At 58.8% G+C, this 22,228-nt stretch carries 15 protein-coding genes; 9 read left to right on the top strand and 6 right to left on the bottom strand.

The window, feature by feature from the left end:
* Positions 1–57 precede the first annotated feature (57 nt).
* From ACW9JE_RS17080 to ACW9JE_RS17090, 3 genes are all read right to left on the bottom strand, one after another.
* Positions 58–963, bottom strand: a complete 906-nt coding sequence (locus tag ACW9JE_RS17080) for an AraC family transcriptional regulator (RefSeq protein ID WP_457433393.1) — start codon at positions 961–963, stop codon at positions 58–60.
* A gap of 42 nt (positions 964–1,005) precedes the next feature.
* Entirely contained in the window at positions 1,006–2,307 is a 1,302-nt protein-coding gene (locus ACW9JE_RS17085; protein WP_457433394.1) for a glycosyltransferase, read from the bottom strand.
* A gap of 233 nt (positions 2,308–2,540) precedes the next feature.
* Positions 2,541–2,906 (bottom strand): response regulator, encoded by a 366-nt coding sequence (locus tag ACW9JE_RS17090; protein ID WP_224539254.1) that lies wholly within the window; start codon positions 2,904–2,906, stop codon positions 2,541–2,543.
* Positions 2,907–3,156: 250 nt separating this feature from the next.
* On the opposite strand from ACW9JE_RS17090, the gene ACW9JE_RS17095 reads away from it, so the two are divergent.
* The 5 genes from ACW9JE_RS17095 to ACW9JE_RS17115 all read left to right on the top strand — a co-directional run bounded on the left by ACW9JE_RS17095 (position 3,157) and on the right by ACW9JE_RS17115 (position 9,684).
* On the top strand, positions 3,157–6,648 hold the full coding sequence (locus ACW9JE_RS17095) for a response regulator (RefSeq protein ID WP_457433395.1): 3,492 nt from the start codon (positions 3,157–3,159) through the stop codon (positions 6,646–6,648).
* Positions 6,649–7,464 (top strand): CheR family methyltransferase, encoded by an 816-nt coding sequence (locus ACW9JE_RS17100; RefSeq protein WP_224539250.1) that lies wholly within the window; start codon positions 6,649–6,651, stop codon positions 7,462–7,464. It abuts the gene before it with no gap.
* The gene (locus ACW9JE_RS17105) at positions 7,461–8,054 is read left to right on the top strand and encodes a chemotaxis protein CheB (RefSeq protein ID WP_457433396.1); all 594 of its coding nucleotides are present in this window, start codon (positions 7,461–7,463) and stop codon (positions 8,052–8,054) included. Before ACW9JE_RS17100 ends, ACW9JE_RS17105 begins: the two co-directional genes overlap by 4 nt.
* The gene (locus tag ACW9JE_RS17110; RefSeq protein WP_457433397.1) at positions 8,048–9,229 is read left to right on the top strand and encodes a hybrid sensor histidine kinase/response regulator; all 1,182 of its coding nucleotides are present in this window, start codon (positions 8,048–8,050) and stop codon (positions 9,227–9,229) included. Before ACW9JE_RS17105 ends, ACW9JE_RS17110 begins: the two co-directional genes overlap by 7 nt.
* Positions 9,230–9,306: 77 nt before the next feature.
* A complete protein-coding gene (locus ACW9JE_RS17115) occupies positions 9,307–9,684 on the top strand; it encodes a response regulator (RefSeq protein ID WP_224539244.1) in 378 nt (125 codons plus the stop codon).
* A gap of 254 nt (positions 9,685–9,938) precedes the next feature.
* On the opposite strand, the gene ACW9JE_RS17120 is transcribed toward ACW9JE_RS17115, so the two are convergent.
* The 3 genes from ACW9JE_RS17120 to ACW9JE_RS17130 form a co-directional block, all read right to left on the bottom strand.
* Complete coding sequence (locus ACW9JE_RS17120; protein ID WP_457433402.1) at positions 9,939–11,561, bottom strand: ATP-binding protein; 1,623 nt, start codon at positions 11,559–11,561, stop codon at positions 9,939–9,941.
* 44 nt (positions 11,562–11,605) lie between these two features.
* Positions 11,606–13,108, bottom strand: coding sequence for an ATPase domain-containing protein (locus ACW9JE_RS17125; protein ID WP_457433398.1), 1,503 nt, complete (start codon positions 13,106–13,108; stop codon positions 11,606–11,608).
* Positions 13,109–13,236: 128 nt separating this feature from the next.
* Positions 13,237–14,292 (bottom strand): tetratricopeptide repeat protein, encoded by a 1,056-nt coding sequence (locus ACW9JE_RS17130; protein WP_224539238.1) that lies wholly within the window; start codon positions 14,290–14,292, stop codon positions 13,237–13,239.
* A 477-nt stretch (positions 14,293–14,769) separates the two neighbouring features.
* On the opposite strand from ACW9JE_RS17130, the gene ACW9JE_RS17135 reads away from it, so the two are divergent.
* The 4 genes from ACW9JE_RS17135 to ACW9JE_RS17150 all read left to right on the top strand — a co-directional run bounded on the left by ACW9JE_RS17135 (position 14,770) and on the right by ACW9JE_RS17150 (position 22,159).
* Positions 14,770–18,768 carry a hypothetical protein gene (locus tag ACW9JE_RS17135; RefSeq protein WP_457433399.1) on the top strand — a complete coding sequence of 1,333 codons (3,999 nt, stop codon included), beginning with the start codon at positions 14,770–14,772 and terminating at the stop codon, positions 18,766–18,768.
* A 92-nt stretch (positions 18,769–18,860) separates the two neighbouring features.
* Complete coding sequence (locus ACW9JE_RS17140; protein ID WP_457433400.1) at positions 18,861–20,999, top strand: FUSC family protein; 2,139 nt, start codon at positions 18,861–18,863, stop codon at positions 20,997–20,999.
* The gene (locus ACW9JE_RS17145; RefSeq protein WP_175376283.1) at positions 20,989–21,189 is read left to right on the top strand and encodes a DUF1656 domain-containing protein; all 201 of its coding nucleotides are present in this window, start codon (positions 20,989–20,991) and stop codon (positions 21,187–21,189) included. The genes ACW9JE_RS17140 and ACW9JE_RS17145 overlap by 11 nt, the downstream gene beginning before the upstream one ends.
* Before the next feature lie 4 nt (positions 21,190–21,193).
* On the top strand, positions 21,194–22,159 hold the full coding sequence (locus ACW9JE_RS17150) for an efflux RND transporter periplasmic adaptor subunit (protein WP_457433401.1): 966 nt from the start codon (positions 21,194–21,196) through the stop codon (positions 22,157–22,159).
* Positions 22,160–22,228 lie beyond the last annotated feature (69 nt).

Genomic DNA, 22,228 nt, shown 5'->3' on the forward strand with positions numbered 1-22,228 from the left:
TACAGGTTTACCACCGACCTGTAGGAGCGAGGCTTGCCCGCGAAGGCATTCTGAAAATCACCCCAAATTCTGTTCGGTCAACCGCTGCACCACCAACCGCCGATAATGCGACGGCGTCATGCCCTTGAGCTGCTGGAAGCGCCGGTTGAAGTTGGAGATGTTGTTGAATCCCGACTCGAAGCACACATCCGTCACCGGTTTGTCGCCATCGGCCAGCAGCTCGCAGGACTTGCTGATGCGCAGGCGATTGACGAACTCGATGAAGTTGCGCCCTGTGGCCTGCTTGAACACCCGGCTGAAATAGGTCGGCTTCATGCCCAGGTGCTCGGCCACTTCCTCCAGCGTCAGGTCCCGGGCGTAGTGGGCGAAGATGTAGTCCACCGCACGGTTGGTGCGGTCGATGTTGTGCTCGTCCGCGAGCTGCGAGGTGGTCGCGCCGGACAGCAGTTGGTAGTCGTCACAGGCCGCCAGCAACTCCAGCAGAATGAAAAAGTGCCCCAGGCGAGTCACGCCAGTGGTCTCGGCGATGCGTTGCATCAGGTCCATGGCCTGGCGGATGGTGGCCTTGCAGCGAAACTCGATGCCGTATTGCGCACGCTCCAGCAACGGCGCCAGGGTCTTGAGTTCGGCGAACACCTGATAGCCGCTGTCGAACAGCTCATCGGTGAAGTTGACCAGCATGTCGCGCTTTTCCACCACCTCGTCCTCGGCCACCTGGCTGATCCAGTTATGGGGCAGGTTGGGGCCGGTGAGGAACAGGGTCTCGGGGTAGAAGTTGCCGATGTAGTCGCCGATGAACACCTTGCCGGAACTGGCGACGATCAGGTGCAGCTCGTATTCCTTGTGGAAATGCCAGCGCACCAGCGGGCAGGGGAAGCCGTGCTGGCGATAGATGATGGACAGGCCGTTGTGGTCGTCCATCAACTCGTAGGAAGGGTCGGTGATGCGTGCGGGTCGGTTCATGTCCGGGTGCTTTTTATTGTTATCGCTCGTTGATCGTACCGGTCAGGCGTCTTCCTTGAACCGGTTCTTCGCCTCGATCCACTGTGCCATATATTGCGTGCTCTTGTGCTGATGGTGGCGCAGCATGCTGCCGGTGAAGTTGTCGCGCCGGATCGCCGGCAGATCTTGCAGGCATTGTTCGATACGGTCGACCAGCGCTGGGCCATGAACGCTTTGCCGGTAACGCTCGGCCAACAGCGCGAGTCCATCGGCCTGGGCTTGCAGCCAGCGATCCTTGTCCTGATGCAGTTGCACGGCCTGCTCGGCGAATTCCCGGGCGCTGCGGGTGATCGCTCCCGGCCACGGCTCGTCGCCATGCATCGCCTCGGCGCCGATCGGTGTCGTGACATTGGGCGTGCCGCAGAGCATCGCGTCGACAATCTTGCCCTTGACCCCCGCGCCAAAACGCAGCGGCGCCATGCACACCCGTGCCGCCGACATGACTTGCAGCGCGTCTTCGGCCCAGTTCATCACGTGAAAACCCTGCGCCGGGTTGTGCAGCGCGGTGGCCTTGGGCGGGGTATAGGCGCCGTAGATGTGCAATTGAGCCCCGGGGAGCTTTTCGCGGATCAGCGGCCAGATTGCGGTTTTGAGCCACAGCACCGCATCCCAGTTCGGCGCATGGCGGAAATTGCCGATGTGCAGGAAGTGCGCGCGGTCCTCGAAAGGTGCCGGAGGATCTTTCGGCAGATCGACCATTAGCGGGCACCAGTGCAGCAGGTCGCGCGGAACCTTGAACTGCTCGACCAGCAGATCGATTTCCACTTCGGAAATCATCAGGTTCAGGTCGCATCGGTAGATCGACGCGATTTCCCGCTGGGCCAGATCGGTGTCGGCCATGAACTCGAACTCTTCGCGCAGCGCCGGAGCGAACAGCTCGCTGAAGTCGTTGGCGTCGTCACTGGCCTTGAGGCGCTGCTTGAGCCGCTGGTGCCGGGCATCACGCAGGCTTTGCAGGTCCGAGCTCTCGAGTACCCGCAGAGCATTGGGGCAGTGTTTTTCCACGCGCCAGCCGAATTGCTCTTCCATCATGAAGCGATCGAACAGCACCACGTCCGGCGCCAGTTCGCTGATGAACGTGTCGAAACTGCTGTCGTTCAGCTCGATCGGCACTTCTTCGATGCCCAGCGCGCCGAGGTCCGCACGGTGTTCGCCGGAGCGGGCGGGGCTGCTGAAGGTAACGGTCCAACCCCGGTCCAGGAAGGATTCAAGGATCTGCATCATGTGCCCGCCGGCCGCGGAAGAGCGGGGCTCGGGCCAGACGTAGCCGATGACCAGGACGTGGGTTGGGCGGGGGTGGGTCATGAAGGGGTGGTTCCTTGAAGCTGAAAAGGCAGACGGTTAACAGATGGACCAGGCAATGAGTAACCTGTGGCGAGGGGGCTTGCCCCCGTTCGGCTGCGAAGCAGTCGCAAAACCTGAGTGCTCGGTTTTTCTGGAAAAATGCCGGGGCCGCTTCGCGCCCCAACGGGGGCAAGCCCCCTCGCCACAAAAGCTCTTCACCACAAAAGTAGGGTCGCTACAGAGTTCAGTAACACTCAGGCGTTATCGAGTATCCCCCTGACCTTATCCCGCAACTGATCGATCGAAAACGGCTTCCCGATCAAAAACATCCCCTGCGGTACATCGATACTCTCGGCATACCCACTGGCAAACAGGATCGGCAAGGTCGGCCGCAACGAACGTGCCTCGTTGGCCAGCTCCCGCCCATCCATGATCGGCAGGCCGACATCGGTCATCATCAGGTCGATGTGCTGGTTGACGTCCTTGAGAATCTGCAGAGCCTGCTCACTGCCGTCGGCCTCCAGCACATTGAACTCCAGTTCATCGAGCACATCGACGATCAACATGCGCACGATGGAATCGTCTTCGACGACCAGAATGGTGGAGGGATTGGCAGGCATAGTGAGCTTTCTCGAAAAAGAGTGGGCGGTCGTCGGTCGATCGAAATCGCCGACCCTATTGCATGAGTAAGTGGCGACTCCCGACAAGTTCCCGACGCGCTATAAAAAGAATAGTGCAAAGGATACCTGCTCCCATGCCGCTAGAGCAGATGAATGTAGGACTTTGCCCATAAGCCTGTGAGAAAAATGGATCCATTTGCCCGTTTTGGGGCAAACTCCGTGTTTTTCACCCGTTCAACAAGGCCTGACTATGACCACCGTGTCCTCGGTTGATGAGCAGCGTTTCCGCAAGATCCTGAGCCGCAATATCAGCCTGCCCCTGGGTGTGGGCGCTATCAGCGCAGTTTTCTTCGTGTCGCTGATCACCTACCTGTTGTCGACGATCCAGTGGGTCGAGCACACCGACCGGGTGATCAATAACGCCAATGAGGCGGTCAAACTCACGGTGGATCTGGAAACCGGAATGCGCGGTTTTCTGCTCAGCGGCGATGAAAAGTTTCTCGAACCCTATGAAACGGCCAAGCCACGCATCGAGGTTGTACTCAACACCTTGCTTGAGTTGACCGCCGACAACACCGCCCAGACCGATCGCCTGCATCGCTTGCAGTCGTTGCAAAAGGAATGGGCGGACTATGCGCAGTCCATGATCGACTTGCAGAAAACCAGCGGCGACTACCGCAGCGCAGTGCGCACCGGTAAAGGCAAGCGCCTGACCGACGAGGTACGCAAGCAGTTCGAAGATGTGATCGACATGGAGCAACAGTTGCGCGCCTCGCGTAACGAAGAAGTACGCCGCACCACGGTCTGGAGCATTGCCCTCTATCTGGTGTTCATCGCCGCGATCAGCGGCCTGCTGGCCTACATAGGCCGCCGCGACCTGATCAATTTGTCGCAAGAGTACGGCGCGAACCTGGCCAAACAACAAGTCAGCGCCAATCGCCTGGAACGTCAGGCCTGGCTGCGCACCGGTCAGACTGAACTGTCCGCCCAAGTCCTGGGCCAACTGTCGCTGAACCTGCTGGGGCGCAATATTTTGCAATTCTGCGCCCATTATCTGGGCAGCGCGGTGGCGGCGATCTATGTCCGCGAGGAACACGGCGGCCTGCGACGGGTGGCGTCCTACGGTTTTTCCCGCGAGCAGGAAGCCCTGGATCAGCAGATATACGCCGACGAAGGTATTGTCGGTCAGGTCGCGCAACAGGCCCGTTTGATTCGCCTGGACAGCGTGCCGGGCGATTACTTCAAGGTCAGCTCCGGTCTTGGCGAAGGCCTGCCGTGCAGCGTGGTGGTGGTACCGACCAGCGACGATGATCGGGTCAACGGCGTCATCGAACTGGGTTTCCTGCGTCCGCTGGATGATCGCGATATCGAGTTGCTGGAACTGATCGCCGGCAGCATCGGCACGTCCATCGAGGCCGCGCGCTACCGCCAGCGCTTGCAGGAAGTCCTGGCCGAAACCCAGCAGCTCAACGAAGAGCTGCAGGTGCAGCAGGAAGAACTGAAAACCGCCAACGAAGAGCTCGAAGAACAGTCGCGGATTCTCAAGGAGTCCCAGGCGCATCTGGAAACCCAGCAGGTCGAACTGGAACAGACCAACGAACAACTGGCCGAACAGGCCGAAGTCCTGGCCGAGCAGCGCGATGCCATGGACCTGAAAAACACCGAGCTGAACCAGGCCCAGGCCCAGCTCGAAGAGCGCGCCGAAGAGTTGCAGCGCTCAAGCAAGTACAAGTCCGAATTCCTCGCCAATATGTCCCACGAGCTGCGTACGCCTCTGAACAGCTCGCTGATCCTGGCCAAATTGCTTGCGGAAAACCCTCAGGGCAACCTCAGCAGCGAACAGGTCACCTTCGCCGAATCGATCTATTCGGCCGGCAACGATCTGCTGAACCTGATCAACGATATCCTCGACATTTCCAAGGTCGAGGCCGGCAAGCTGGAAATCCGCCCGGAAAGCACCAGCGTCGCGCGCCTTGTGGACGGCTTGCGCGGCATGTTCCAGCCACTGGCGGCGGACAAGCAGTTGCAGTTCACCGTCGAGCTGCAGGAGGGTTCGCCGGCGACGATCTTCACCGATCGCCAGCGCCTGGAGCAGGTGATCAAGAACCTGTTGTCCAACGCGGTGAAGTTCACCGAGAAGGGCAGCGTCAGCCTGAGCGTTGGCAGCGCGCCGAATCAGGGCATTGCCTTCATCGTCCGCGATTCCGGGATCGGCATTGCCGACGAGCAGCAAGAAAGCATTTTCGAAGCGTTCCGCCAGGCCGACGGCACCACCAATCGCCGTTATGGCGGCACCGGGCTGGGGCTGTCGATTTCCCGTGATCTGGCGGCGTTACTCGGCGGTTCAATCAGCGTGTCCAGCGCGCCAGGGCAGGGCAGCGTGTTCACATTGGTAGTGCCGCAACAATACGTTGAGCCGGATGACGTCGACTTCGAACCGATCCACCTGCCGCTGAAGACGCCGGCACCCAGCGCGACCTTTACGCCGGTGCAGCCATCGACCGCCGATGTCGAAATTGCGCGGTTCAACGACGACCGCGCCAAGGCGCCTTTCAACACCCGTTGCATCCTGGTGGTGGAAGACGAACCGAACTTCGCCCACATCCTTTATGACCTGGCCCATGAATTGGGTTATCAGTGCCTGGTGGCCCACGGCGCCGACGAAGGCTACGACCTCGCCCGGCAGTTCATCCCCGATGCGATCCTGCTGGACATGCGCCTGCCCGACCATTCCGGCCTGACCGTGCTGCAGCGTCTGAAGGAACACGCCGAAACCCGGCACATCCCGGTACACGTGATTTCGGTCGAGGACCGGGTGGAAGCGGCGATGCACATGGGCGCCATCGGTTACGCCCTCAAACCGACCACCCGCGAAGAGCTCAAGGACGTGTTCGTGCGCCTGGAAGCCAAGTTGACCCAGAAGGTCAAGCGCGTGCTGCTGGTGGAAGACGATGACTTGCAACGCGACAGCATTTCCCGGCTGATCGGCGACGAAGACATCGAGATCACCGCCGTCGGCTTCGCCCAGGAGGCGCTTGACCTGCTGCGGACCACGAGCTTCGACTGCATGATCATCGACCTCAAACTGCCGGACATGCTCGGCGGCGACCTGCTCAAGCGCATGTCCACCGAGGACATCTGTTCGTTCCCGCCGGTCATCGTCTATACAGGACGCAACCTGACCCGGGACGAAGAGGCGGAACTGCGCAAGTATTCACGTTCGATCATCATCAAGGGCGCGCGCTCGCCGGAGCGGCTGCTGGATGAGGTCACACTTTTTCTGCACAAAGTCGAATCCCGGCTGTCCCATGAACGACAGAAGATGCTCAAGACCGCCCGCAGCCGCGACAAGGTGTTCGAGGGACGCAAGGTGCTGCTGGTGGACGACGATGTGCGCAACATCTTTGCCCTGACCAGCGCGCTGGAGCAGAAGGGGGCGGTCGTGATCATCGGCCGTAACGGTCGCGAGGCGATCGAACGTTTGAAGGAAGCCGAGGACATAGATCTGGTGCTGATGGACGTGATGATGCCGGAGATGGATGGCTATGAAGCCACCATGGAAATCCGCAAGGAAGCGCGCTGGCGCAAGCTGCCGATCATTGCGGTGACGGCAAAGGCCATGAAGGACGATCAGGAGCGCTGCCTGCAGGCCGGCGCCAACGATTACCTGGCCAAGCCGATCGACCTGGACCGGCTGTTTTCGCTGATTCGAGTATGGCTGCCGAAAATGGAACGAATCTAATTGGAAAGAAACACCGAGATCGAACTGCGCTTGCTGATCGAGGCGATCTACCTCAAGTACAGCTATGACTTTCGCGATTACTCCGGGGCGTCGATCAAGCGCCGGGTGACCCACGCGCTGAGCCAGTTCGAATGCAATACCATTTCGGCGCTTCAGGAGAAGGTCCTGCACGACCCGGCGGCGTTCATGCAGTTGCTGCAACTGCTGACGATTCCGGTCAGCGAGATGTTCCGCGATCCGTCCCACTACCTGGCGATACGCAACGAAGTGGTGCCGCTGCTCAGGACCTATCCGTCGATCAAGGTCTGGGTGGCCGGCTGCAGCACCGGCGAAGAGGTCTACTCGTTGGCCATCCTGCTGCGCGAAGAGGGCTTGCTGGAGCGCACCATCATCTACGCCACGGACATCAATCCGCGCTCGTTGGAGAAAGCCAAGCAGGGGATTTTCTCGATGGAGAACGTCCGGGCCTACACTGCTAATTACCAGCAGGCAGGCGGCCAGCGTTCGTTCGCCGATTACTACACGGCGGCCTACGGCTACGCGATCTTCGACAAGTCGCTGTGCGAGAACGTAACGTTTGCCGACCACAGCCTGGCGACGGATAGCGTATTCTCCGAAACTCAATTAATTTCATGTCGTAACGTATTGATTTACTTCAATAAAAACCTTCAGGATCGAGCGTTCGGATTGTTTCACGAGTCCCTGTGCTACCGCGGTTTCCTGGTGTTGGGCAGCAAGGAAACCCCGGACTTTTCGGCCTTCGGCAATCAGTTCGAACCCTTGGTTAAACATGAACGGATCTACCGCAAATCATGAACGGTGCAACGGGTTTACCGTCAATCGAAGCCATCGTGATCGGCGCGTCCGCCGGGGGCGTGGAGGCGCTGCTGAGCATCCTCGGCGAACTGCGTCAGGGATTCGGGTTACCGATCATCGTGGTGCTGCACCTGCCCCATGAGCGCCGCAGCCAATTGACCGAAGTCTTCGCCCGGCGGGTTGCGCTGCCGGTGCAGGAAGCCGCGGACAAAACCGTGATCGAAGCCGGCACCCTGTATTTCGCCGCGCCCGGTTATCACCTGTCGGTGGAACTGGACCGCAGCTTTTCCCTGAGCCTGGAGGAGCGAGTGCACTATTCCCGACCGGCCATCGATTATCTGTTCGAATCGGCTGCCGACGCCTATGGGCCGGCCCTGGCCGCTGTTCTGCTGACCGGTGCCAATCGCGATGGCGCCCATGGCCTGGCGCAGGTCAAGCGCCATGGCGGACTGACCATCGTCCAGGACCCCAATGAGGCCCAGGTCGCGACCATGCCCCAGGCGGCGCTGGACATTCATCAGCCTGATCACATTCTCCCCATCCGCGGCATCGGCCGTCTGCTTGTTGAGCTGGAACGAATCGCATGTTGAGTAATATCCAGGCCAAACTGCTGATCGTCGACGATCTGCCGGAAAATCTGTTGGCCCTCGAAGCGCTGATCAAGCGCGAAGACCGCATCGTCTACAAGGCGCAATCGGCGGACGAAGCCTTGTCGCTGCTGCTGCAACACGACTTCGCCCTGGCCATTCTCGATGTGCAGATGCCCGGCATGAACGGCTTCGAGCTGGCCGAGTTGATGCGCGGCACGGAAAAGACCCGCAGCATTCCGATCGTGTTCGTCAGCGCTGCCGGGCGCGAGCTGAACTATGCGTTCAAGGGTTATGAAAGCGGCGCCGTGGACTTCCTGCACAAGCCGCTGGACATCCATGCGGTCAAGAGCAAGGTCAACGTGTTCGTCGAGTTGTACCGCCAGAGCAAGGCCATGCAGCAACAGGTCGAAGCGCTGGAGCATAGCCGCCGCGAGCAGGAAACGCTGCTGGGGCAATTGCAAAGTACGCAGTTGGAGCTGCAGCAGGCCGTGCGCACCCGCGATGACTTCATGTCGATCGTCGCCCACGAAGTGCGCACGCCGCTCAATGGCCTGATTCTCGAAACCCAGCTGCGCAAGATGCACCTGGCCCGGGATAACGCCGCGGCGTTCACCCTCGACAAGATGCGCGCCATGGTCGACCGCGATGAGCGGCAGATCAAAAGCCTGATCCGGCTGATCGAAGACATGCTCGATGTGTCGCGCATTCGCACCGGCAAGCTGTCGATCCGCCCGAATTGTTTCGATTTGACGGTGCTCGTACGTGCGCTGTTACAAAATTTCGGCCCGCAGATCGAGGCCGCTGAAGCCTCGGTTTCCCTGGAGGCCAGCGAGCCGGTGGTCGGCAACTGGGATGAATTTCGCATCGAACAGGTGATTTCCAACCTGCTGACCAACGCCTTGCGCTACGGTGCCAAGAGCCCGATCCAGGTGAAGGTCTACAGTGAGGACGGCGAAGCCCGGGTGGAAGTGCGGGATTTCGGGATCGGCATCAGTGAAGAGAACCAGCAACGGATTTTCCAGCAGTTCGAGCGGGTCACGGCTAAACACGCCGTCGCCGGACTGGGCCTGGGATTGTTTATTTCCGAGCAGATCGTGACCGCCCATGGCGGCACCATTACCGTCGAAAGCCGGATTGGCGAAGGCGCCCTGTTTCGCGTTTGTCTGCCGCTGTAGGAAAACAGCCCGATAAACGCAACCTCTGATCGACCGCAAGGTCGTATCAGCAGCTATTGAACGAACAAAGGCTTCCCATGAGTGAAGATGCACAAGATGTAGTACTCGTCGTCGAAGACGAGCCGGTTATCCTGATGGTGTTGACCGACTATCTGTCGGGGCAGGGGTATCGTGTGCTACAGGCGGAAAACGGCGAACAGGCATTCGAGATCCTCGCCACCAAACCCCATCTGGATATGTTGATCACCGATTACCGCCTGCCCGGCGGCATCTCCGGCGTACAGATCGCCGAACCCGCGGTAAAGCTGCGACCGGACCTGAAGGTGATTTTCATCAGCGGCTACGCCAAGGAAATCCGCGAGACCGGCAGCCCCATTACCCAAAAGGCGCCGATCCTGGAAAAGCCGTTCGACCTGGATGTGTTGCAGGAGATCATGCAGGATTTGTTGTCCTGATTCTCTAAAGCACCTTGTAGGAGCGAGGCTCGCCCGCGAAGAGGCCGGCAGATTCAACATCTTCAGCGCCTGACATACCGCCTTCGCGGGCAAGCCTCGCTCCTACAAATAACTTCGGTTGTTTGGTGGTTTTGCATACACCACAAGACCTGTAGGAGCGAGGCTCGCCCGCGAAGAGGCCGGCAGATTCAACATCTTCATCGCCTGACATACCGCCTTCGCGGGCAAGCCTCGCTCCTACAGATGTTGGTGGGTCAGGCCCTGACCATCTCCCGCACCTTCGCCGTCAACAGGTCGAAGGTGAACGGCTTGGTGATCATCTGCATGCCAGAATCCAGGAACCCGGCGCGCACCGCCGCGTGTTCGGCGTAGCCGGTGATGAACAGCACCTTCAGCAACGGCCGATGTTGCCGGCCGATTTCCGCCAGTTGCCGGCCGTTCATGCCCGGCAGGCCGACGTCGCTGATCATCAGGTCGATCCTTTGTTCCGATTCGAGGATCGGGATTGCACCGTCGGCATCGCCGGCTTCGACGAAGGCATAGCCCAACTCGCTCAGCACCGTGCAAACCAGCACCCTTACCGCCGGATCATCCTCCACGATCAGCACCGTTTCGCCGTGTTGGGCGAACAGCGGATGCGGATTCTCCACGGTCTGCGCCTCGGGCAGTTCGCCGCCGTAGCGGGGCAGATACAGCCTGACCGTGGTGCCTTTCCCCACTTCGCTCTCAATGGCGACATGCCCGCGCGATTGCTTGGTGAAGCCATAAATCATCGATAACCCAAGCCCGGTGCCCTGGCCGATGGGCTTGGTGGTGAAGAACGGATCGAACACCCGATTGATCGTCGCTTGCGGTATGCCGCAACCGTTGTCGCTGACGCTGAGCACCACGTAATCGCCGGGTTCGAGATTCTTGTGAAATTGCGTGAAGTCCGCGTCCAGATACTGGTTGGAGGTTTTCACCACTAGCTTGCCGCCATCGGGCATGGCGTCGCGGGCGTTGATCACCAGATTGAGCAGGGCGCTTTCCAGTTGATTGGGATCTGCTTCGGCCACCCACAAGCGCTCGCTCAATTGCATGTCCAGGTGAATGCTTTCGTCGATGCTGCGCTGCAACAACTCACCCATGGCCACCACCAGGGTGTTCATTTCCACGGGTTGCGAGTCCAGGGACTGCCGCCGGGAAAATGCCAGCAGCCGATGAGTCAGGCCGGCGGCGCGGTTAGCGGAAGTAACGCCCAGATCGATCAGACTTTCCAAATCGTCCAGACGCCCTCGGGCCAGGCGCCGGCGCAGTAACTCGAGGCTGCCGATTATCCCGGTCAGCATGTTGTTGAAGTCGTGGGCGATACCGCCGGTGAGCTGGCCGACCGCTTCCATCTTCTGCGACTGGCGCAGCACCTCTTCGTTATGCCGCAACTGGGCGGTGCGTTCTTCGACCTGTTGCTCCAGGGTTTCCATGGTGTTTTTCAGGCGCAACTCGCTCTGGCTCAAGTCCACCAGGCGATCCCGCGCCTCGTACTGTCGGCGGCGCCCACGCAAGGCGGTGGTCACCAGACTGATCAGGGTAACCGGATGGAAAGGGCGCTCAAGGAACGTAACATTGCCCAGATGCGGGCCAAGACGCGAGGCCGGGCTCTTTTCCGGACCTCCATGATGGGTAAACAGCACGATGGGCAGGTCGGACCAGGCCGGCTGCTGGTCGATCAGTCTGATCAGCGGCTCCAGGTCCTGGCCCAGTAGCGCCTCCAGAGACATCAGCAGCACACCCGCGCCCTGTTCCAACTCGTGGCACAGTTCAAGCAGGCTGCGGCTGATGATCCCATCGAAACCCGCTTCGTTGAGGATCATCAGCGCAATTTGACCGTCGCGACCCATTGGCGCGAGAATGATCGCGCGCTCGGAGGTGGTTTTCTGCGACGTCACGGATGAATATCCTGGAGCAATGGCGCTCCCGACCCCACATAAGTCGGGATGCCCCGCAATACACCCTGGAATGCATCAAGCGGTTTACCGATGGTCATGCCTTGCGCATTGATCTGGTATTCGCGAATGGTCGATTCATGGCTGCCGGTGCGTTTCTTGATGATCGAAATGGCCCGACGTACCTTGCCCAGTGCCTCGAAGTAACGCAGCAGAATTACCGTGTCGGCCAGATAGGTGATGTCCACCGGCGCCTGCATGTCACCGACCAGACCATGTTGGGCGACGGTCATGAAGGTCGCGGCGCCCTTGCGGTTCAGGTACAGCAACAGCTCGTGCATGTGGAGAACCAGGGCGTTTTCCTCGGGCATCGCCGCTTGATAACCGTTGAGGCTGTCGATGACCACCGTCCTGATCTCGTCCTTGTCCACGGCGCGCCGGACCCGGTGGGAAAACTCGCCGGGGGACAGTTCCGCGGCGTCAACCTGCTCGATCAGCAGATTGCCAGTAGCTTGCAGGGCAGCGAGGTCGATGCCCAGGTGGTTCATGCGTTCGAACAGCAGGCCGAGTTCTTCATCGAACACGAACAGCGCGGCTTTTTCACCCCGTGCCACGGCGGACGCGGCGAATATCATTGCGATAAGTGATTTGCCGGTGCCCGCCGGACCGAGAATCAGGGTGCTGGATCCGGTTTCGATACCGCCGCCAAGCAGCGAGTCCATCTCGGCAATGCCGCTGGTCAACTGCTCGCGCAGATAGACGCCACGGTGTTCGGCAGCGACCAGACGCGGGAACACATGAACGCCATCGGCCATGATGGTGAAGTCGTGAAAGCCGCCACGGTATTTCTGTCCACGGTACTTGACCACGCGGATGCGGCGCCGTTCAGCACCGTAGTTGGGCGTCAACTCTTCCAGGCGAATCACCCCGTGGGCCACGCTGTGCACGGTTTTATCCAGGGATTCGGTGGTCAGGTCGTCCAACAGCAGCACCGTCGCGTCGTAACGGACGAAGTAGTGCTTGATCGCGAGAATCTGCCGGCGATAACGCAGGGAGCTCTGCGCCAGCAGGCGGATCTCGGACAGGCTGTCGAGCACCACCCGTGTCGGCTTGACCCGCTCGACCACTTCGAAAATCTGCTTGGTGGCTTCGCCGAGTTCCAGATCCGATGAATACAGCAATGTTTGCTGGTGATCGGTATTGAGCAGGTCCTCCGGGGGCGTCAATTCGAAAATGTGCACGTCTTCGGACAATTCCCAGCCGTGGGATTGCGCACCCTGGCGCAGCTCACGCTCCGTTTCGGACAGAGTGATGTACAACGAGCGTTCGCCGGCGCGGGCGCCGGCCAGTAGAAAATGCAAAGCGACGGTGGTTTTGCCGGTTCCAGGCTCGCCTTCGAGCAGGAACACATGGCCACGGGATAGCCCGCCATCGAGAATGTCGTCCAGGCCTTCAATGCCGGTGGCGGCTTTTGCGCTGATCAACTCGTTGGATGTAGACAAGAAATGCCCTCTCAGTAACCAGGGAAACGAGGCAGCCTGATTGGACTGCCTGTTTGTCTTGACCGTTGGTCGTCGTGAGCGTTCAACATTTTTTACTGTAGGAGCAAGCTCGCTCCTACAGGGACGGGTTACAGGCCTTGCTGGAGGGCAGGATCATCCGGATTCATCTGCTCCAGCTGCGCCAGCAATATCTGCACATTCTGCAACTGCCCGCTTTCCTTCCAGTAGTTGATCAGCAACACCCGCGCTCGGCGATCGTTGGGATGACGCTGGACGATTTCCTGCAACTGCTTCTGCGCCGCCTCCAGCTCCTGTTCATCGTGCAGCGTGGTTGCCAGGTCATAGCGGTAATCCTTGTTATTCGGCTCAAGCTCAACGGCCTTGGACAAGCCTAGCAGGGCAAATTCGCTTTGATCGTGATGCAGCAGCCACATGCCCAAGGCATGTTGCAAATAGGCGGAATCGGGCTGCGCCTTGAGCTGTCTGGCCAGCAATTCACGGGCTGCTTCGCTCTGGCCCTGGCGGTCCAGTACGTCGATCTGCATCACCAGTGCGGGCAGGTTGTCCGGCGCCAGTTGCAAGGTCTTGTCCAGTTCCTGCTGCGCCTGCTTGAGTTCGGCGTTGTGCAAATACAGGCGCGCCAGCTGGTAGTGGTTCTCGGCACTCTGCGGAGCGTTCTTGAGCACCTGCTGCCAGGCATCGATGGCCTGTTCCAACGGGCCGAAATACAGACCGAGATCATCCGGCGACAGCCCCAGCAACGCATTGACCGCCGCCAGCCGCACATCCTGATCGCTGTCATCGAGCAACGGCCCGAGCAACAGGCTGCGCTGTCCGCTGGGCACCAGGCCGCTGATGCTCTTGATCGCTGCTATTCGCACTTCGGGCGCTTCGTGCTGCAAATCCGCATCCGCCAGCTTCAGCGCCACGGAGCTTGGGTAATTGGGCAGTTCGGCATGCAGCCACACCCGGCGCTTGGGCGAAATGTCCGGACGCCCCAATTGCTGATAAAGCACCCGCGCAGCTCCTGGCTGACCGTTGCGGGCTGCCGTCAACGCTTCGCTGAAACCACGCTTGATCGCCTCGGGCACCACCGGCGTCGTGCTGCGCAGGAAAAACCACGCAAGGCCGATGACGAGCAGGGCGCAGAGGCTGATAAGCAGTAAACGGCGAGACTTGGGCATGCAAAATCCGTGGCATGGGCGGCGGAAAAAGGTTGTCAGCTTTTATCAGACTGCGGCTGGAGTCAAACCTTCGCAGGTTTTGTGTCGGATACGAATTGTCATGAAGGGGTGGAATAGGCGGTTTTTGGAAGATGTTTTTGGAGGCGATCACCATGCTTAAGCGCTGAATCAGCAGATATGGAAAGTCACTCAGTGCATCCCCTTCGCAACACAACTGCCAGCGCCACCTCACCGTTGCTCATGGCTGCCAATGGTCCAATCGAATCCTCCTCAATCTCCAGAGCATTGCTGCGAGCGAGCAATAATGGCGCCTGCACTCTGGAAAGTCTCATCGCAGGGATGACTGCAAAGACAACAGACATTCCTCCTCCAGTACTGGCACGCGATTCGTTCAAGGCAAGGGAAGGAGGATTCCTGGATCAGAAGGAGGTCGATGAAAGGTGGTCTGAACTCCTCGCGAAATTAAGGACGAGGACAGTGTCCGAAGCGGAAGTTCTGGATGTTCTGAAAAGCGGAATTCTGCAAAGCAAAACGGGAAAAATAATCGCAGGGCTATTTGCGCAGGCAATGCCCGATTCGATCCAGCCAGTTGGGCCATTGAGCAGCGCGCGCCTGGAAGAAATCGCGGACGTCGTTTGCCATTTGGCTCCGGAAAAATGGTTAAGCGCGTTGGGAGAAAACGACATATTTCCCAGTGGGCTGCAAAAAGTGGACAGCGTAATCGGGTTCATCCAGTCGCAGCTGGATCGATCCAGAGCCGAGCGGGACGAACGAATTTCCAACCGAGAGCTGGTTTCCGATGGCGAATGGGACACGCTGAAAAAGCTCAGGGAGCAAGGCGAACAATATATCGGCAAGGATGAAGTCGCACTCCATAAAGCCAGGCTTGCGCTGCAGCCGGATGATGAGCTGGACTTTCGGCCTTCACCGGAGGAAGCACACGCTCGACTCGACGCATTTGCCAGCCGTCTGATTGCTCGCCGTCTTGAACCTGATAATCCGAAGCGAATTCGCTGGACGCAGCGCTATGAAGCGCAGGTGAAGGAACTGCGAGACCAATTGAAACCCGATGCGAGTTCCGAAAAAGGCGGCTGGCTGCACGGCCCGAGTTGGCTGGAAGGCTTGAGAGGGCGCCCGAACGCCTCGCCTTCGCAACCTCAGGCAGAGGAAGTCCAGGAGCCTACGGAGTTGCTGGCAACCCTTCAGGCGTTCGAACGGTATTCGGATTTTTACCTGGACGTCACCACTGGCGATTCGGGCATTCCAGAGGGCTGGTTTGCCAAGGTGTTGTACATCTGCAACGCGCTTCATTCCATCAACGCCCTGACATTGAATAGCAGCCATATCACGACCCGGCCCGGCCCAAGGCCGAGCGGCGATGCCTGGAAGAATGGCGCGGCAGATTTTTTCAAGTCGCCGCTCGGACCTGAAAATGAGCAACCGGCAAACGAAATGGATCCAGCAGCCTTGCTGGAGCAGTTCGCTACGAAAGTGGATGCGCTTCTCGATCAGGTTGCTCGCACTATGCTGCCGTGGGACAGCGCAGAGGCCTACACGGTATTGGAGTTGGCGGATCCGCTTCGGAGTGCTTACAGCCCTACTACAGTGGCGTCACCCGGTTATCTGGCGCAGTTGCAGGTCGAACTGAGTGATTTGCTTGGCCGAGTGAGCGGGACTCTCCTGACTACGGGGGCAGCGGTGCTCACTAAAACCGGGGATCTGATTGAGGCCAATCCAGGGAAAACAGCGGGTCTGTTCGCCCTCTATATGCTGTTGAGTGACATCTGCACATCCTGGCTCCTGCCCGAGCCAGAAGAAGAACTGTTCGATCCTTTGAGCGGGCTTTTCCCGGGCCCTGATCTCGAACCTGATGAAACGGACATTACCGAAATCAACATCATGGAAGGACTTGCAGACCTGTTTCTGGATGTGCCGGAACTGGAAATAGCGGTAACAGACCTTGTCAACAAGTCCGAATACCCCGATCGCGATGACGACCCGCAACTGATCGAGAACATCCAGGCTGTATTACGACAACCGGTACCCGGTAACCCAAATGTCACTTTCCAGGACTGTATCGATGCAGTGGTCGAAAGGGCGGCTGTCGACGCGCACGACGAATGGGAGGATGAGTCCTACAACCCAGCCCAGGCTTATTTGTTGGCGGCTGAAAGCCCTGAAACAGTTCGGAACAGACGCAGCCTGAACAGCGATGATTCGGTTTCTCCCAATAGCAAGACTTCAGAAAGCGGCGCAGCCGTACGTTCCTCCGCGCAGTTGCTGATCCAGGCGGGAATGCAGGCATCGGACGCCAAAATTCGGGTGAAGCAAAACAGAAAACTTGCACCCGGAATAACGGTTCGGCACGTGGCCGACAAGTTTATCGGCGTACTCAACGAAGTCCGAACGGTGTCCAGTCCCGCTTTGTTCATGAATACGCTCATTGAAAAGACGATATCGAGCTCCGACCTGCCGCAAGATATCAAATCAACCATCAGTGCCAAGACGAAGATTGTTGTGGAATTCAATACGCCGAGGCCGGTAGCAAGTCCTGGTAATTATTTTCCAAACAACAATCGCCGTTACAAGGAATACACCCTCGTCGATCTCTTCGCCGGGCAGCACGAGCGGGCAAAACTGCCTCGTGAGGTGACAACCATATTTTGGCCGCCTCGATATACAGAGGGCTTCAAGAAAGCTGTCGCGGATAACGATTTTCCGGAGTTGTTCAAGGAGAACGCCGAGAGGGTAGTTGCAAATCCGCAGGTTGCGCAATTATGGAAGTCCAGTAAAGAAATGGAGTTGAAACAAGCGGTCGATCATTACTTGCGTGGCAGCAACGCTACGGCGTTGGGGAAAAACACCGCCGATGGTTTTCTGAAAGGGCAAGTAAAAGCGCGAGCTTTTTCTTTGGTCAACGGTCCATTGAGTGGGGCCGATCCTGTTTCCAATGCCGTTTACTTGTTTCCCACCCAGGGATCAACTGGCCTGTTTGTTTTCCTTGGCGTTGACAGCAAGGTGATTGAGTGCCCCCCGGATTTATTTGTGAGGGGCGGGCGTTCAATTGAAGAGTTTCCCGAGCTCAGTCAAGCGTTATCCAGAGGAATAACGATGAAAGCATTTCTAGGGAGAGGTGAAGATGATTTCAAATACAGTCAGGGGGCATTCAAGCTGAATGAGCCGCATTGGACTGATTTTTTTCGTTTTCTCTTTCCCGCAATTATCAAATCAGTAAAAACCATCAAGTTGCCTTATTGGCCGGTCATATTCGAAGGGTTTGAGGCGCCTGATTTCGATCTCTTCGACGATCTTTACCGGCGGCAGACCGCAAAGCTGTTATCAGACATCGACACGTTGACTTCGACCGAAACCGAGCGCAATACCGACTTCCTGATCGAACTGCTCAGCGACACGCTGGGGATGCTGTCGATATGCGCCGGCAAGCCGGAAGGCGGCGCGCTTTTGAAGGCGCTGTCCGTGCTGTTCGGCGTGGGTTCGTCTGCGGCGGAATATGCGCGTGGTGAAATGAATGATGACCCCAAGCACTCGGCACAGCATCAGGCCAATGGCTTGCGTGGGGCAGTATTCGAACTGGTAGCGCCATTTGCCGGAAAGCTTCTGGGAAAAGGGATTTCATATGCGCAAAGAAAAGACATTGCCGCTACGGTTCTGGAGCGTTTGAAGGCTTTGGGGCATCTTCCTCCGGAGGTTGTCAAGCATTTACCAAAGTTCGATTTACCAAAGCTGGTAGTGAACGCCAATAAAAAATTGCCGAAATGGATTCCACCCGTATTCAAGGGCAAGGAAGAAATCAACAGAGTGTTGAAAAGCAGATTCAAAGATGATCTCGTTATTAACAAACTGAATAAGCTGCACAAAGGCCACCAGTATGCCCAACGACTGATGGACAGCACGGGTACCACTTACTTTCTGAATGAAAAAGCCGGGTATGTTCGTCAGGGGTTCCTCATGCGTGGCGATATGCGAGCGCCGAAAGAAGTGTTTGCCGAGGGTTTCAAGCTCCGGACGGAAATTACGGATGTCAGGCAAGTGAACGGTATGAATGGCGGCTTCGGCGGTGGAAAGAACGCGCTGGACCCGGATGGCATGGGTATTTCTACCTCCGGCATCTACAAACAAGGCAATGTGGGGGCTCATTTTTATGGTGATGGGCGAGACGGGTATACATACCTGATCGACTACAGAGGCAATGCCGGCTTCAGTCTGTATGAGAACCACAATTTTGCGTCCGCAAAACCCTCCAAAATCGGCTTCAAACCGTTGGAGATCAATATTGGTGAGGACATCCCGGGTTCGCTGATTGTTGGGGCTTACGATAAAACAGGAAAATTCATACCCAACGTCGCGGCATTGAAACGTAGCAAAGCGTACAGCAATCCCGATCCGTTCGCGGTTCCGCTTCCGTTCAAGTGGGCAGTGAAGAGCAAGGAGTTCAATAGCACTTCTTCCGCATAGGGCGTACCCATCGGGCGGCGATTCGACACACAAATCTGCCACCCCTCCACCCAGTGACTAAGCTTGCTGGAAATGTCTCGACGAGCATTTCCATGCAAGCGCTCCTCCCGTATTTCAAGGCGCTCATCCACCCCGGTCGCGGGGTGTTGCTGTTTGCCTTGAGAACCATCACCGCCGGCTTGCTGACCCTGTACCTGGCGTTCCTGTTCGATCTCGACCAGCCCAAGTGGTCGATCATGGCCGTGGTGATAGTCAGTCAGCCCCTGGCCGGCATGGCCCTGGCCCGCAGTTTCGGGCAGATGATCGGCACTACCGTGGGCGCGGCGGTGGCGGTGGTGATCATGGCGATCTTTCCCCAGGCGCCGGTGCCGTTTCTGATCACGCTGTCGCTGTGGCTGGCATTGTGTACCGCCGGCGGCACGCTGTTGCGCTACACCAGTTCCCAGGCGTTCGTGCTCAGTGGCTATACGGCGGTGGTGGTGGGGTTGCTGGCGGTGCCGGATCAGGACGGCACCTTCCTACTGGCGGTAACCCGAGTCACCGAGACCTTGCTGGCTGTGGCCTGCGTCTGTGTGGTGAGCCTTTTGACCGCGCGGCCGGAGGCGGTGGCCAAGGACTACTTCACCCGCATCGATCAAGTGATCAAGCTGCTGGCGACCCATGCCTGCGCGGTGATCCGCACGGAGGAAAGCGAGACCGACTTTCACAATCGGCAGATGCAATTGCTCGGGCAGATCAGCGCGCTGGAAGGGGTGCGCCGGCATTTGTATTACGACGCGCCGCGGTTGCGCAGTGCCGACGATCTGGTGCAATTGCTCGGCAACCAGCTGCTGTTGCTGACCGCACGACTCACCGCGCTGCGCCATCAGCGGGAACTGTTGCTGGCCCGCTGGCAGGGCAAGATTCCCGACGAGATCCAGCAATTGCTCAGTGAAGAACTGGTGTTTCTCGATGAGCTCGCGAAACAGGGCCGTGCACTGTCCGCCGAGCAGCGCCGTCACTTCGCCGCGTTGCAGCAGCGTTTCGACGCCTTGGCCTATCGGGCCGAACAGCTGACCGAACCTTTGAAACCCACCTTGCGCTCGCTGTCCTGGTCATTGCGCTGGGAACAGGCGCGCATGCTGCAGCAGCTGGAAACCATTCTGGAGCTGGCCGACGCGATCCAGAGCGGCCGCAAGGCCAGCAGCATGTATCGCGGCCAGGCCAACCCGCTGCACCTGGATTTCACCCTGGCGGCGATGAATGCCATCCGCGCCTATTGCGCGCTGATGGTGGCGGGTTTCATCTGGATCGAGACCGGTTGGGATGGCGCTCGGGGCGGGATGATCGTGACCGGGATTTTATGTTCTTTGATGGCGACGTTTCCCAGGCCTTTGATGGCGGCACAGAGCTTCGCCAGAGGAATGTGGATTGCGCTGGTGGCGTCGGCGCTGTTGCAGTTCGCGCTCGTGCCGATGATCAGCGATTTCGAGCTGTTGGCCTTGCTCCTGGCGCCATTGCTGTATGCGGTTGCCGTAGGGCTGTCGAGCCCGCCAACCACCGGCACCGGGATCGGCCTGGGGCTGATCACGCTGTTGATGCTGGGGCCGCAGAACACCGGATTGGGTCAGAACACGGCCATTCAATGGTTTGAGTTCGCCGGTGCTTATATCTGCGCCGTCACCTTGGCGCTGAGCGTGTATGCGCTGATTTTTCCTTTCAGGCCGGTGCTACGCATTCGTCGTTTGCATCAAGAAAACTGCGAGCAGGTTTACGCCTTGCTCAAGTTGCAGCCCACCGATCAGAACCAGTTTGCCTTCGAAAGCCGGATGGTCGATCGCCTGACCGCGATGCTGGGATTATTGCCGGCCATTCAGGACAAAGCGGCACGGGATTTGTTTCAAGTGAGCCTGGGTTGTCTGGCACTGGGTACGGCCTTGAACCAGCTCAGGCAGCAGGCGCAAAACAACGTTCTGCTGAATCCGCAACTGCAAACACGACTGACGGATACCGTTCGCGAAACCGGGCGACTCGTTGCCGGTCGGCCAGGGATTGAGGTCGACCGCGTGCTGGGTGACCTTCACGTCCTCGGCGATGAACTCGATACGCTGCACTCCAGCGTCCATGAGCATTTATGGTCAGTTTTCCGCATGCGCGTGGCGCTGTTGATTGTGGTGTCGTTCCTCGAACGTCACCGTGGCCATTTCGACCCCGCCATCGCACAACAGGAGGTGCCGAGCCTTGCCCATTGATCTGGAACTGGGCGGTGTCTACCTGCCGCCGATTGCCCAGGCGCTGCTGCTGGGTTTGCCGATTTTCCTGGTGCTGGACTGGATCCTGCGGCGCGTTGGCGTGTTGCAGTTCGTCTGGCATGAAGCCTTGTTCGAAGGCGCCTTGTACGCCTGTGTGTGCGCGACGCTGATTCTGCTGATGGGAGCCTGATGCCTTGAAGAAGATCCTTGCCCAATTCACGACACTGGCGGTAGTGGCACTGGCGTTCGTGCTCGGCTGGTTCGCCTGGGAGCACTATACCCGGGCGCCCTGGACACGGGATGCGCGGGTGCGGGCTGATGTGGTGACCCTGTCCGCCGACGTGGCCGGGCGCATCGTCAATCTGGGCGTGCAGGATAACCAGCACGTGGAGAAGGGCCAGCTGCTGCTGGAAATCGACCCCTCGCGTTATGCCCTGGCGGTGGATCACGCCAAGCGTTCGGTTGAGGTGGCCAAGGCTTCGCTGGGGCAGTCGGAGGCCACGATCGTTTCAAGTCAGGCGTTGCTGCGTCAGCGTCAGAGCGAGGAACGCCGGCGCCGGACGCTCAAGGAACGTTCGGCGATTTCCGGGGAGGAGTGGGAGAAGTCCAATACCGAGGTGGCGGTGGCCCAGGCGGATTTGTTGCGCAATCAGGCCAATCTGGGGTTCGCCCAGGCCAACGTGCAACTGGCAATCGCCGCGCTGGCCGAGGCCGAGCACGATCTGGAGCGGACCCGGGTCGAGTCGCCGGTCAGCGGTTACGTGACCAATCTGCTGACTCGCCAGGGTGACTACGCCACGGCCGGTGGACCGTTGGTGGCGCTGGTGGACAGCGATTCGTTTTATGTCAGCGGTTACTTCGAAGAAACCAAGCTGCCGCGAATAGGCGAGGGCGACCGGGTGGATATCGAGTTGATGAGCGGCGAGCGCTTCGGCGGTACCGTGGAAAGCATCGCATTTGCCATCGCGGATCGCGAAAACCTCCCGGGCGGGCGCCTGCTGGCCAACATCAATCCCAGCTACACCTGGGTCAAACTGGCCCAGCGGGTGCCGGTGCGGATCAGGATCGATGCCGATTACGAGGGCAAAGGAAAGTTGCGGGCGGGGACGACAGCCACAGTGACCGTTCAGGAAACCCGCAACTCCGAAAATCACCGCTAACCCCCTGTGGGAGCGGGCTTGCTCGCGAATGCGTCGTGTCAGGCAAAACCATGTCGACTGACACACCGC

This window comes from Pseudomonas sp. SDO55104_S430 (assembly GCF_054070595.1).